Annotated in this window: 12 protein-coding genes, 1 pseudogene and 1 riboswitch; of the genes and pseudogenes, 3 read left to right on the forward strand and 10 right to left on the reverse strand. The window is 33.3% G+C overall.

The features are described from left to right. Positions 1-203: 203 nt before the first annotated feature. From CN514_RS25275 to CN514_RS08470, 3 genes are all read right to left on the reverse strand, one after another. A complete protein-coding gene (locus tag CN514_RS25275) occupies positions 204-401 on the reverse strand; it encodes a hypothetical protein (RefSeq protein ID WP_141529334.1) in 198 nt (65 codons plus the stop codon). Between the two features lie 162 nt (positions 402-563). Then, positions 564-833 (reverse strand): hypothetical protein, encoded by a 270-nt coding sequence (locus CN514_RS08465; RefSeq protein WP_098232220.1) that lies wholly within the window; start codon positions 831-833, stop codon positions 564-566. Next, on the reverse strand, positions 830-1,246 hold the full coding sequence (locus CN514_RS08470; RefSeq protein ID WP_176525838.1) for an MBL fold metallo-hydrolase: 417 nt from the start codon (positions 1,244-1,246) through the stop codon (positions 830-832). Before CN514_RS08470 ends, CN514_RS08465 begins: the two co-directional genes overlap by 4 nt. Positions 1,247-1,527: 281 nt before the next feature. Between CN514_RS08470 and CN514_RS08475 the strand changes: the two genes are divergently transcribed. Further along, positions 1,528-2,862, forward strand: coding sequence for an APC family permease (locus tag CN514_RS08475; RefSeq protein ID WP_098232222.1), 1,335 nt, complete (start codon positions 1,528-1,530; stop codon positions 2,860-2,862). 77 nt (positions 2,863-2,939) lie between these two features. Here CN514_RS08475 and CN514_RS08480 read toward each other — a convergent pair whose 3' ends face one another. Then, positions 2,940-4,241 (reverse strand): NCS2 family permease, encoded by a 1,302-nt coding sequence (locus CN514_RS08480; protein ID WP_098232223.1) that lies wholly within the window; start codon positions 4,239-4,241, stop codon positions 2,940-2,942. A gap of 87 nt (positions 4,242-4,328) precedes the next feature. Next, positions 4,329-4,430, reverse strand: a riboswitch (purine riboswitch). Between the two features lie 196 nt (positions 4,431-4,626). Between CN514_RS08480 and rluF the strand changes: the two genes are divergently transcribed. After that, on the forward strand, positions 4,627-5,343 hold the full coding sequence (gene rluF, locus CN514_RS08485) for a 23S rRNA pseudouridine(2604) synthase RluF (protein ID WP_176525839.1): 717 nt from the start codon (positions 4,627-4,629) through the stop codon (positions 5,341-5,343). 132 nt (positions 5,344-5,475) lie between these two features. On the opposite strand, the gene CN514_RS26415 is transcribed toward rluF, so the two are convergent. From CN514_RS26415 to CN514_RS08495, 3 genes and pseudogenes are all read right to left on the reverse strand, one after another. After that, positions 5,476-5,997, reverse strand: a complete 522-nt coding sequence (locus CN514_RS26415) for a dockerin type I domain-containing protein (RefSeq protein WP_353652061.1) — start codon at positions 5,995-5,997, stop codon at positions 5,476-5,478. Then, positions 5,974-6,222 (reverse strand): annotated as a pseudogene (locus CN514_RS26420) (PTS mannitol transporter subunit IIBC); the annotation flags it as partial. The pseudogene CN514_RS26420 and the gene CN514_RS26415, both read right to left, overlap by 24 nt. 391 nt (positions 6,223-6,613) lie before the next feature. Beyond that, positions 6,614-7,807, reverse strand: a complete 1,194-nt coding sequence (locus CN514_RS08495) for a PDZ domain-containing protein (protein WP_098232224.1) — start codon at positions 7,805-7,807, stop codon at positions 6,614-6,616. 202 nt (positions 7,808-8,009) lie between these two features. On the opposite strand from CN514_RS08495, the gene CN514_RS08500 reads away from it, so the two are divergent. Then, on the forward strand, positions 8,010-8,345 hold the full coding sequence (locus CN514_RS08500; RefSeq protein ID WP_098232225.1) for a hypothetical protein: 336 nt from the start codon (positions 8,010-8,012) through the stop codon (positions 8,343-8,345). A gap of 192 nt (positions 8,346-8,537) precedes the next feature. Here the strand turns inward: CN514_RS08500 and CN514_RS08505 are convergent, their stop codons facing one another. The 3 genes from CN514_RS08505 to CN514_RS08515 all read right to left on the reverse strand — a co-directional run bounded on the left by CN514_RS08505 (position 8,538) and on the right by CN514_RS08515 (position 13,579). Next, positions 8,538-9,971: a S41 family peptidase gene (locus CN514_RS08505; protein WP_098232226.1), complete on the reverse strand. Its 1,434-nt coding sequence runs from the start codon at positions 9,969-9,971 to the stop codon at positions 8,538-8,540. A 178-nt stretch (positions 9,972-10,149) separates the two neighbouring features. Further along, positions 10,150-11,613 carry a catalase gene (locus tag CN514_RS08510; protein ID WP_098232227.1) on the reverse strand — a complete coding sequence of 488 codons (1,464 nt, stop codon included), beginning with the start codon at positions 11,611-11,613 and terminating at the stop codon, positions 10,150-10,152. 595 nt (positions 11,614-12,208) lie between these two features. After that, a complete protein-coding gene (locus CN514_RS08515; RefSeq protein WP_098232228.1) occupies positions 12,209-13,579 on the reverse strand; it encodes a murein hydrolase activator EnvC family protein in 1,371 nt (456 codons plus the stop codon). Positions 13,580-13,596: the final 17 nt, after the last annotated feature.

Genomic DNA, 13,596 nt, shown 5'->3' on the forward strand with positions numbered 1-13,596 from the left:
CTATGAGTAAGTTACTTTCAAATTTTTGCTGATTTACTAACTCATGAACCTGTTATGAGTTAGTTACTATCAAATTTTTGCTATTTTACTTACTCTTGAACCAGTTATGTGTAAGTTATTTCCATATGTTTTCTTAATTACTACTTAGACTTCCGTTTTTCAATATTGACTATGTTTTATTTCAACACACTGAAAAGACTGATTCAAAATGAATCAGTCTTCTTTGAGGACTTAACTTTTCGTATTAAATTAATTGCCAAGTATGCTAAAACCATAAAGACAAGATAGATTGATGCATAAAACCAGTACTCTTTATTGGTAAGTTTATTACTTAAGAGACTTAAAATGAAGAATGTTGTCAATGAACCTAGTAATAGCCCTATTAATGTTTTTAACCTCATTACACTGCACTCCCATTAAAGTAATTTTAAGTATTTGAAAGATACCCTTTTACAGTCTATATAGTTCATTATTGGTAAGAATATTCCAATCTAACCTTTCTAAAGTGCAAAATTAAGCTCTTTCTATACACTGCTTCCTATAAAAAAGACTGATTTAATCGATCAATAATCTGATACTCCTTTACGATATTGAACTCCGACATCAATTAGTTCATTTATAAACTCTTTAATATTTCCTACTAGGACACCACCATGTCCGGTACACAATACACTACTATCAAACTGATTTATTTTTTTTAGTCCACCTAGAAAATGATCTAAGTGTTCTGTTGAGACTCCACCATCTCTCAAATACTTAACCCACTCATTTCTAAGATCATCTCCTTTAGAGACTAGTCCATCTTTTGATAAAGGATCAACATAAGAAATCACCTGTAAAAACTACTTTTGATGGGCGATGGTAAAAATACGACCGAACCTGGAGTATGGTATCCAACTAAATCAAATTCAAACTCCTTTATTACTTCAAAATCTTTAAGGACATTACTAAACTGAGTTAATTCATGTGAAACAATCAAATCATTATCATTTTTAAAAATACTAGAGCCTTCAATATGATCTTTATGTCCATGTGTAGCTAAAAAGAGATGGACGTCTTCTGGTGTTTTCCCCAATTCAACTAGAGCTTTCCTAAGATACTTAGAGTGGATCCCTTTTCCTGAATCAATGAGAGTAACTCCATTATCTTGAATTATAAAGTAGCAATTATTATATGACTTCCATTCGGTATCCCATATCGCTAAAGCGTATATGTTATCTACCACACGTTCAAAAGAAACTTCCACGTCTTCAACTCCAGAATAGATAGATAGCATTCCATAAAAAATCAGTCTGAAATACCTATATTATAGTGTTCTACATTTACGACTAATAACCTTTTATCAATAAGTTATCTAGTCAAAACGAATAAATATTATGAAAGATTTATCAAAATTAATAGGTCTTATCCACTACATCACAAATACATAAAACATAAATTTAACTTTTCAGAAAATAATAGATTAGAAAATTAATATGCTATAATCTTTCTAATTTTATAAATATAGTCCTGGAAGGAGCGTATAACGTGGAAAAAGAAGTAAATTTAAAGAAAAATATTGGCTTTTTCGTATCAACGTCTTTAGTAATCGGAACAGTAATAGGTTCTGGTATCTTTATGAAACCTGGGATCGTATTGTCTTCAACTGCTAACTCCACTATGGCTCTTTTAGCGTGGATTATCGGTGGCGTTATTACACTAGCAAGTGGATTAACGATTGCTGAAGTAAGTGTAAAAATCCCGAGAACTGGTGGATTATATGCTTACATAGAAGAGGTATATGGTGAGAAGTGGGGATTTTTATGCGGCTGGGTACAAACCCTCGTCTATGGACCAGCTGTTATGGGTGCGCTTAGTCTTTACTTTGGCTCTTTGTTGGCAGATTTTTTCGGTTTTCAGGGAAGTAGCAAAGTTATTGGTATTATCACGATTATATTACTTGGTGGTTTAAACCTACTAGGCACTCAACTTGGTGGATTTATTCAAACAATCTCTACTGCAGGTAAACTAGTTCCTATTATTTTAATTGCTGTTTTTGGTATTCTTCAAGGGGACGTTTCAGTTTTTAATGCAGAGAGTGGTAGTTCTACTCAAGCACTTAATATGGGCGCAGCAGTATTAGCGACTTTATGGGCATATGACGGTTGGATGAATGTAGGTTTTATGGCAGGAGAAATGAAGAATCCTTCAAAGACTCTTCCTAGAGCAATTATTTCTGGTATTGTTATTGTTATTTTAGCTTATCTTTCTGTTAATATCGCAATGCTACATGTTTTATCTGCAAGTAAAATTGTTGAATTAGGCCCTAATGCAGCTACTGCGGCAGCTTCTTCACTATTTGGTAGTATTGGCGGAAAAATTCTTGCCATCGGAATTTTAGTTTCTATTTTTGGCTGTTTAAACGGCAAAATTCTTACTTTCCCAAGGGTTACATTTGCAATGGCAGAACGAAACTTCCTACCTGGTTCAAAGGTATTATCTAGTATTCACCCTAAATTTAATACGCCAGTAGGCTCAACAGTTTTTCAAATTATTTTATCCTTAGCAATGATGATATTCTGGAACCCGGATCGACTTTCTGATATGGCTATATTTGCAGTTTTCTTATTTTATGGACTAGCATTTAATGCGATCTTTATATTACGTAAAAAAGATAAAGGTGGAAATAAATTATATAAAGTACCTTTATACCCTATCACTCCGATTGTGGCAATATTAGGTACACTTTACATCATCGGTAGTACGATTATAAATGCACCAATAGATGCACTTGTATCAATTGGTATTGCAATTGTTGGTTTACCAGTTTATTGGAGACTAAAATCGACTATTAGAAGTGAAGAAAAATATAAAGCAAGTTGATCTATAAGTATGATTTAAGGTTAATAAAAAGCAGGTAAAAGACTTCATTATCTTTTACCTGCTTTTTCTGTTCTCTATTATTTATGTGCAAAAAATACTAATTGAACTAAGAATAATACTGCAAATATATAAACAAATGGGTGTACGTCTTTAAATTTACGTTTAACGATTTTCATGATCGGATAAGAAATAAAGCCTAAAGCAATACCGTTTGCAATGCTTGATGTTAATGGCATACTAACGATGACTAAAAATGCCGGGAATGCTTCTTCAAAATCATCCCATTTAATCTCCGAAATACTCTTAATCATAAAACAGCCAACAATAATTAAGCTAGGTGCTGTAATTGCGGCAACTTCTGATACAGAACCAATCATTGGGCTAAAAAATGCTGCGATTACAAATAGAACCACAACAGTTAATGACGTTAAACCAGTTTTTCCACCAGCACCAACACCAGCAGAGGATTCTACAGTTGCTGCAGTCGGACTTGTTCCTAACATTGCACCAACAATTGTTCCAATTGAATCAGCAGAGAACGCACTTCCTCCCTTTTCTAACTTACCATTTTTGATAAGACCTGCTTGTTTAACGATTGCTAGTAAAGCTCCTGTAGTATCAAATAACATGACAAGTAAGAATGAGAAAATGACACTATAAAGTCCGTATTCAATAATGTCTTTCACTGAATCAATTGGGTTGTATACTAATATTCCTTTTGGTAAATGCGGCATAGCAACAAATCCATTTGCAAAATTTAACTGACCTGTAAAATATGCAATTAGACCTGTTGTCATCATCCCTAGAAATAATGCACCATTTAAGTTAAGTGCCATAAATACAATTGTTATTAGTAAACCGATCAATGTAAGTGCAACTTTAGGGGAACTAAAATCACCAATTTGAACTAGATTAGTAGGATGATCTGCGACAATACCTGATAAACGCAAACCAATAAAGGTAATAAATAAACCAATTCCAGCAGCAATTGCATGCTTTAAGTTGGCAGGAATTGCCTGAATTAATTTTGTTCGGAAAGAAGTTAAAGAAAGTAGTAAAAATAAAATTCCAGTAATAAAAACAGCAGAAAAACCTACTGAATATGGGAGATTATGTCCTCCAATTACAGAATAAGTAAAATAGGCATTTAACCCCATAGCAGGTGCTATAACGATTGGATAATTAGCTATTAACGACATCGTTAAAGTACCAATAATGGTTGCTAGAATAGTAGCTAAAAATGCTTGGTTAAACGGTACACCTGCGTCCTTTAAAATCATAGGATTGACAATAATGATGTACGCCAAAGTTAAAAATGTAGTTAAACCAGCTAATACTTCTATTTTAACTGAAGTATTTCGTTCTTTAAGTTGAAACATATGATGACTCCTTTATTATATTAAAATAAAAAAACTGCCCGCTTTTCATGAGAAAAAGCAGGCAGTTTTACATTGTAAAGAAAACAAAAATCCAGAGCTCTTCCTCATAGTCTAGCAGTTTACGGGCGCTAGGTAGAAACTCTTGAACCTTATTTTCAAGTTTATATGAGAAAATATTAATATATTTTTTCTATCATACGATCTGCCTTACAGTCTGTCAATAAAAAACATTTTTGTTATATAATTTAGAAAATAATATAATGAATGTGGATAAAATAGTATCAAACATCAATATTTTAAAAGTACTTTTTAGGAAAAGTCGAATGGTATTCTCAATAAAAAGCTATCTATGTTATTCTGAAAGTATAATTTAGAATTTAAGGGGTTGTTTAACATTCGTTTAAATAAATTTATTAGTGAGTCTGGAAAGGCTTCGAGACGTGGTGCAGATAAGTTAATTAATGAAGGACGAGTAAAATTAAATGGTAGAGTAGCAAAAGTCGGCGATCAAGTTGAACCTGGTGATGAAGTAATTGTAAATGGTGAACATATTAGATTAGCCCGAAATCATGTTTATATAGCCTTGAACAAGCCAGTTGGTATAACGAGTACTACTGAAAAAGGTGTTAAAGGGAATATTGTTGATCTTGTAAACCACCCATTACGTATTTTTAATATTGGAAGACTTGATAAGGATTCTGAAGGTTTGATTCTCCTTACAAATGATGGCGATATTGTAAATGAAATTTTACGAGCTGAAAATAGGCATGAAAAAGAATATATTGTATCTGTAGATAAACCAATAACTCCTGACTTTTTAACTAGAATGTCTGAAGGGGTAAAAATATTAGGTACGAAAACATTACCATGTGAAGTTAAACAGCTTTCGAAGTATGATTTCCAGATTATCTTAACACAAGGTTTAAATCGTCAAATTCGTCGTATGTGTGAAGCACTTGGATATGAAGTATACCGATTGCAAAGAACTCGAATTATGAATATTCATTTAGGTAATCTACCAATGGGTCAATGGAGAGACTTATCTAAGAAAGAAAAAATTCAACTGTTTAGAGAATTAAATTATGAGCCAAATGAATGGTAAATTTAAAAAAGACTGATTCAATTGAATTGAATTAGTCTTTTTTTTGCTCAATAAAAGGTTTTAGTTTATTCTCCACGAAAAAAGAAACCACTATTAAGTAATATTTAATAGTAGCTTCTTTGGGATTTGGGATTATAAGCCTAATTCACTTTTAATTGTTTCTAACGTTTGATTTTTATATATCTTTTTCGGAGTTGGTGCATTTTGTACTGTTGGATTTTGTTGTAAATAATTTTTTTCTACGAATGCGAAATCTTTTGCGTCTACAGTTCCATCAAAATTAATATCAGCGCTTCGTTTGTTTGTGCCCCAATATGTTTGAATGTAAAGTGCATCTTGAACATCGATTACGTTGTCTTGATTAACATCTCCACTAACTAAGTTAATGTTTGTTGATTCCGATTTTCCGTATAATACGCCTTTGTATTCAAAACCGAATTTCTGTATTTTCTTTGTAATAAAATGTCCTGGTACATTTATTTCAAATGTATATGCATCTCTGCTTAACCCAAGTGGTTCAAGATTAAATTTACCTCTACTAATCAAATTAGTAGCGTCTAAATTATAAGCACCATTTGTAACTTTTAATGTTGCTCCCACTTTTGTCCAGTCGCGAGATCCTAAATAAGGCATAGCGCCTAAGAACATTGGCATCTCTGCACCAACAATTACCCCCATTGTTGCAATTGCCCCAACAACTCCGCCTCGAATATTATGGACCATTCTTCCGCCAGTAAAACCAATTAACAATGGTAATAAATAAGTAATCATTGGACTTACTAATACCGCCAACTTTGCATTAGGGATCCAACCAGTAGGTATAAACAGTGCCATTATTAATCCCCATGCAATAAAGGTACCAATGTTTGGCATTACCATACCACTTAGAAAGCTACCAAAGCGTTGTATTTTTACTTTTATATTATTGTTTTTATCTGTATTCAAAATCTTACCTCCCCTGTGAAGCTTATATACAAATGATAAAACGCTTACAGTACCCATACAATGAAATGAATATTCGTATTTGTCGCTTACTAATGTGATAAAATTTAAAAGAGCTAAATTTTCTATAAACTCTACTTATAATAGAATGATAGATTTAATCTACCTGAGCAATAGGTCTCAAAACATACTCACAAACATGACATAGTACCTATAAAACACCCCTACATTAGACTCATAAACTGATATAAAAAAAGGAACATATTCAAGTTATGAATATGTTCCTTTTGATTTTATTGTAGAAATTAAATCTTCCAACCTACTACTCTTATCCGACCTGTCCACTATATTTAGATTCTTCTTCTGGGAATAAAAATCCTAACTCATGGTGTTCACCTTCATAAACTGAAGATTGAGTTATACGGATTTCAGAATTCAAATCAACTACTTCTAATTTACAGTACGCACGATTAATTTGTAGAGCCTCATAAAACTCATTAACAGTAGAGACATTTTGTCCATTTACTTTCGTAATACTTTCGCCTACTTTAATGTTCATTTTATCCGCTACAGAGTTTGGTAAAATCCCTAAAACAATTAGGCCAGTTGATTTAACTGTAAAGTATGATGGTGTATTAATATCTCTATTTTTATGAATATAGTTGATAGCTTCTCGTCCCACTACTGCGATTGCTACAGCTATAAATGCTACAAAACCAATAAAATAACTTAATATTCCACCTGCACAAACTATAATTGCTAAAGCTACTATTTGTTTACCGACAAGCTTAATTGATTCCTTTGGTAGCATTCCTTGAATTAACTGGTAAAATCCAATTCCAAATGGTACACAAAGAATCGAATACCCACTATCACCTAAAGCAAGTGTAGGCCACCATGAATAGTCACTAACGATTGAACCACTTGGTATTAGTAAAAATAATGGCACCATCCATAATCTATTTGCCTCATGTGCACCTACTCTTTTTCCACGTTTACTCTCAATAAATAAAGGAGTTGTATGATTTGCAGCATTACGTTGAACTAAAATTCCTTCAGCTAATAAAAGTAAAGCCAATAGAATCGTTATAGCAGGAAGCATCGCATTCAGATCATTAGGTATAAATTTTTTCAACAAAGGTAGTGAATCTTGCCCTCTATTTAGTAATGGCAGAGCTACTAATGCTAGTCCAAAAAGATAAGCAGGAGACATCCATCTGAATTGTAAAATTAGTGCACAAATAATCGTTAATACACTTAATAAATAAACCATTTCAATCGGAATGCTAATTCCAGCTACCAAGGTTATAACTGAAAGAATTAATCCAATCAGTAATCCATACCATAGTGAAGTTTTCCACTCGAACGTTACATTAAAATTTCGAACCGAAAAATGCTTACGTTCTCGTTTTACGCGTAAATTGCCACAGAAAATTGATGCGATGAAAAATATATAAGTAAATGGATTTAAAAATAGTTTACCTAATCCAACTAATAGTTCAGATAATAAATTTGACCACATAACATTCACCACCTTTTTTATATAATAGATTGATATACTTATGTTATCGGTTTATTAATGTTTTTTCAAAGAGAATATGCTACAAAACAATAAAAAAAGCACACTTCTCCATAAAGTGTACTTTCGACATACTAAACTAAAACTCCTGCATGGATTGTAATTTCAAATCTATTTCCCGGGAATTATGTCAAATGAGGACGAATTGAACTACTCACCACTTGACACCCTTACAGGTTGTTTGAAATGGGAGATTCGAGATTCTTGGGAACAAAGCATACTTACTAGTGATTCTTTACCAGCAGAGGTTACTTTTATTTACCAAGCTAACCCCGAAGTTCCTACGGTTTGGTTTCACCTAACGCTAGGTGAAACGTACTCAGCCTGTTTTCTACTGAGGGGTATTACAGTTGTTCTATTTGTGACTCTTGAATGGTATAGGCGAATGACAACCACCAGACGAGTTCTATTTACGCAACAAGCACTACACTTGAATTCATTCTTTTTCTACGGTATTTACATTATCTATTGTACAGAATAGTAGCATAAGAGGAAAGCATTTTGGTTAACGCCAACCGTCTTTCATCTCCCACCTATTAATGGTGTTATCACGTAATTGAGGAAGGAGTCTTCTGTCGGATAATGATAAATTCCCTTCTCTTAGATGCCCACCAAATCTTAAGACTTTGTCTATACAAAGAGGACAATTCAAAATTGTCCTCTCTGTGTATTATTATTGAGCTACCATATCTAAAGCTTTCTCTAACTGAAGATCATTCTTTTCATCTTTAATTTTATCAATTAATGATGATTCAAGTTTTTCTGAAGTTAGAGGATCAATTTTACCGTTAACAGTAATCCCAACATCTTTTTGATAATTCTTAACTGCTGTCTCTGTTTGCTTGCTGAAATAACCATCTTTACGGCCTGGGTCGTAACCTAAACCTTTTAACATGATTTGTGCTTGTTTAATATTTTCATCATTGTCATCGAATTTAAATGTTTTCTTTTTATCAATTGGTGTAGCGTAGAAATAATCAGGTTGTTTCACAGCAACATCAGGTTTAATACCTTTTTTGTGAATCCAAGTACCATCTGGAGTTAACCATTTAAATTGTGTTAACTTAATATTGCTACCATCTTTAAAATCTAATGTAGATTGTACAGTACCTTTACCATAAGATTTTTCCCCAATTAATTCATAATGTCCTGCTTCACTTAATGCAGCTGCTAAAATTTCAGCCGCAGATGCACTACCTTTATCAATTAATACATCAATTGGATATGGTTTCGCTTTATTTAATTTAGTATAATACTTTTCTCGTTGGCCATTTCTATTTTCAACCTGTAAGTAAGGCTCACTTTTTACAACTAATTCTTCTAAAACGCCTTCTACAGCTTGTAAGTACCCTCCAGGATTTCCTCGAACGTCAATTGTTAATCCTTGGATATTTTGATCCTCTAGCTTTTTCAATTCTTTCTTGAACTCATCTGCTGTTTTTTCATTAAACGAGGTAATATGAATATAACCAATTTTTTCGTTATTTACGTCTTTCACTGAACTAAATACTGTATACATTGGAATATCGTCACGTTTAATTGTAAATTTAATTGGCTCCGGAACTCCTGGTCGTTGTACTTCAATCGTAACATTTGTTCCTTTTTTACCACGGATTTTTAACACTGCATCATATTGAGATAAACCTTTTACACTCTTACCATCAACTGATAAAATTTCATCCTTTGGTTTCAGACCAGCCTTTTCCGCAGGAGAGTTCTTAATTGGAGATACAATAATTAGTTTTTCACCATCTTTAGAAACTTCCGCTCCTATTCCTTGGAAAGATGAACCTAATGATTCATGGAATTGTTTTGCCGTCTTTCCATCCATATAGGTAGAAAACGGATCATCTAAAGTTGTTACCATCCCTTGGATTGCACCTTCAGTTAATTTATCAGGATCAATCTTTTTCACATATTGATTTGCAATAATTTCGTAAGCTTTTTGTATTTTAGCAATGTTTTCATCTTCTGAAGCTTTTACTTCTTTACTCTCAGAGAATTTTGAAACGATTGTACTTGTACCATCATTAAATGCAAATGTACCTACCCCCATACCAACAACAAATGTTGCTGTTGCAAGTAAAGCCGTTGTTTTACGATTCATACTGAACCTCCTATTTTTCGTTCCTTAAGAACGTACCAATCTATTAAATAGTGTATGTACCTGAAAAAGCATCACACAGACGTGCGATGCCATTTCTGTTCTATTATATGATAAGCCTGTATCACTTATGTTTGCAAGTAGAACACGATTTAATAAATTTTTATTAGAAGAGTTTAATTTATTTTGGTAGATGTTGCAAGTACGGCGTTAGATTAATACCTAACTTATCCGCAAGTCTCTCACCTAATTTTGAATCTGCACGATAGAAGTTACAAACAGCACGAAGCTTAATTTTTTCATCTACATCTGCTAGATCAGCACTAATATTTTTAATAACGGCATCCTGCTCCGCTTTACTAAATCTATTCCATACTTCTCCTGCTTGGTCGAAGTCATTTGTTTTTTCTATTTTTTTGCGCTCAGAAACACCACTTAATGGCTGAACTACTTCAACATAATCAGCATCCTCTTTTGGCGTATCCGAGTAGCTATTTGGCTCATAGTTAATTTGATGTGTTTGCTGACTAAAAGGCATATGACCATCACGTTGGCCATTCGCTACTTTCGCAAAAGGACAGTTAATTGGAAGTTGTAAATAATTTGCCCCAATACGATATCTTTGGGTATCTGAATAAGAGAATAATCTTCCTTGTAGTAACTTATCCTCAGATGGCAAGATACCAGGAACTAACACTCCTGGGTTAAATCCAACTGATTCAGTTTCTGCAAATACATTTTCAGGGTTTCGATTAAGGACCATCGTTCCAACAAATTGTCGAGGAATCACATCTTCAAACCAATCTTTTGTAGGGTCTAATGGATCAAAATCGAAATCTTCCATATCTGCAGAATTTAATACTTGTACATATAAGTCCCATTCTGGGAAATCTCCATTTTCAATTGAATTGTATAAATCACGGCTTGCATGGTTAAAATCTTTACCCTGAACTTCACTAGCTTCTTCCATTGAAAGATTTTCAATTCCTTGCTTTGGTACCCAACGAAGTTTTATATAAACAGTATTTCCATATTCATTTACCCATTTATATGCGTGAACACTTGAACCTCTCATTTGACGATAGTTCGCTGGAATACCTTCATCAGAAAATACATGTAATAACATATTTGTTGACTCAGGTGTTAGAGACATAAAATCCCAATATCTGTTAGGTGTTTGTAGATTAGTCCTAGGATCCGGCTTTAATGAATGAACCATATCGGGGAATTTCATTGCATCACGAATAAAGAATATAGGAAGATTATTACCAACAAAATCATAGTTACCATCTTCAGTATAGAATTTCACAGCAAATCCACGAGGATCACGTAATGTTTCAGGAGAATGTAATCCATGAATAACTGTTGAGAAACGAGCAAATACTGGTGTTTCTGTTCCTGCATCTTGTAAAAACTTGGCTTTCGTATATTTTTTCATACTATTTTTAGTTATGAAAACACCATGTGCGCCAGCTCCACGTGCATGCACAACACGCTCAGGTACTCTTTCACGATCAAAATGAGCTAGTTTTTCAATTAATTGATAATCCTCTAATAAAGTTGGACCTCTACGTCCCGCTGTAAGTGAATTTTGATTATCTCCAATTGGCACACCTTGATTTGTTGTTAGTCGGTTATTTATCATATCATTTCTCCTTAATTACAATAATTATAATCTAGTAATAATTCTATAATAATCTAACTCATAATGAAAATCAATATCAAATTATAATTATTATAATCTAGAGAATAATTGAATTGAATTGAATCGTCTCTTAATTATGTAGGTTTGACTTGCTAGAATTTCAGTATGATTGCTTGTAATTTTTTGTTAATTTATCGTCAAAATTAATTTATTTTTTTAGGTGCCAGCCAGAATCGAATTATTTTATGTGTTTTTATGATGATCCCAGTTCATATGTATGCTTTAATGTGCTTTATTAGCGATTTCGGTATTTTTAATTGCTATAGTGCTTTTTTAATTGTGATTCCACTTTTTTATTTGCGATGATCCATTTTTAATTGCGATTCCACTGTTTTATTTGCGATGTATCAATTTTAATTGCGGTTCCACTGTTTTATTTGCGATGAGTCATTTTTAATTCCGATTCCACTGTTTTATTTGCGATGTGTCATTTTTAATTGCGGTTCCACTGTTTTATTTGCGATTGTTTAATAAACCAAAAATAGCAAAAAAGAAAAAAACCTATCCTTGTGTTTTAGGATAGGTTTTTAGTAAATTAAAAATTAATATATTTCATAGGATCTACTGCATTTGATTTAGCATAATTCCATTCACCTTTGTGTAATTCAAAGTGTAAATGTTGTCCAGTAGAATGACCTGAATTTCCCATATAACCAATTTTCATACCTTTTGAAACAGTTTGTCCAGTTGATACATTAAAACTAGCCAAGTGTGCATATACGGTTGTCCATACTTGTCCATCAATATTATGCGTAATAAATACACAATTTCCATAAGAAGATGAAACATAAGCACGAATTACAACCCCATCGCCTGCTGCTACAACTGGTACACTTCCTGCTGAAGCAATATCAACACCTTCATGGAACTCTCCACCCTCAAATGAACGTTGTCCAAATCCTGAAGAGATATAACCGTTTGCTGGTCTTGTAAAGTTGCCACTAGACACGGTTGGTGTATTATCAGAACTACCGGTACTATCTGAATTACCAGTATTACCTGAACTACTAGAGCTTCCAGATCCACTTGAATGACTTGTACTTGTAGATGGCTTTTTACTTTTTGCAGCTGCTTCTGCTTTACGTTTAGCCTCTGCTTTACGTCTAGCTTCTGCCGCAGCTCTTTCAGCTGCTTGTTTCTTAGCGATTTCAAGTGCTTTTTGCATTGCAGCCTGCTGACTTGCTAATAATTGATCTTGTTCCTTTAAATCTAAAACATCTTCATGAGCTTCACTTTCTTTAGCTTTTAATGATGCCATTAATTTGTTCTTTTCGCTAACCTGACTTGCAAGTTGATTATTAAGACTCTTTAAGTTCGCTAAATCTCTTTCGATTTTTGCTTGTTTTATAGTCAAATCATCTTTTTTATTACTAACTTCTTTTAAGTCCGAGTTTTGCTGCTTAATAATGTCCTCGTCAGCCTTCATAATAATTTGTACTGCGCTCATTCGTTGAATTAAATCTCCGAAACTATTAGCACCTAAAATGACATCAATGTATGATACCATTCCACCAGCTTTTTGAAGAGAACGCATACGGTTTTTCAATAATTCTTCACGAGATTTAATACGTTCTTCAATAAACTTAATTTCTTCCTTTAGTTTTGAAATTTGCTTTTTCCCATCACTAACTGCATCTTCAGTTTGGCTAACTTTTTGCTTAGTCAGTTTCATCCGAGCATCAAGTTTTTCAAGCTCCGCAACTACTTCTTGCTGGTCATGCTTTATATCAGCAATTTTGTTGTTTGTTGCATCCGTCTTATCCTTAACTTCACTACGCTTCTTTTTAATGCGGTCAATTTCTGATTGGTATTTACTTTCAGCAAAAGAAACGGATGGGATAGCACCGACTATGAAAGTACTGCATAACATAATCGTTATTACTTTCGATGATTTTCTCTTACTCATCTAAGATCCCTCCTTAT

The organism is Bacillus sp. AFS001701 (genome assembly GCF_002559405.1).
Taxonomy (GTDB): Bacteria; Bacillota; Bacilli; order Bacillales; family Bacillaceae_G; genus Gottfriedia.

Excerpts from the sequence above, each read along its gene's own strand:
- CN514_RS25275 (WP_141529334.1), bottom strand. The coding sequence starts at position 401 with ATGAGGTTAAAAACATTAATAGGGCTATTACTAGGTTCATTGACAACA.
- CN514_RS08480 (WP_098232223.1), bottom strand. The coding sequence starts at position 4,241 with ATGTTTCAACTTAAAGAACGAAATACTTCAGTTAAAATAGAAGTATTA.
- CN514_RS26415 (WP_353652061.1), bottom strand. The coding sequence starts at position 5,997 with ATGCCAATGTTCTTAGGCGCTATGCCTTATTTAGGATCTCGCGACTGG.
- CN514_RS08495 (WP_098232224.1), bottom strand. The coding sequence starts at position 7,807 with ATGTGGTCAAATTTATTATCTGAACTATTAGTTGGATTAGGTAAACTA.
- CN514_RS08505 (WP_098232226.1), bottom strand. The coding sequence starts at position 9,971 with ATGAATCGTAAAACAACGGCTTTACTTGCAACAGCAACATTTGTTGTT.
- CN514_RS08510 (WP_098232227.1), bottom strand. The coding sequence starts at position 11,613 with ATGATAAATAACCGACTAACAACAAATCAAGGTGTGCCAATTGGAGAT.
- CN514_RS08515 (WP_098232228.1), bottom strand. The coding sequence starts at position 13,579 with ATGAGTAAGAGAAAATCATCGAAAGTAATAACGATTATGTTATGCAGT.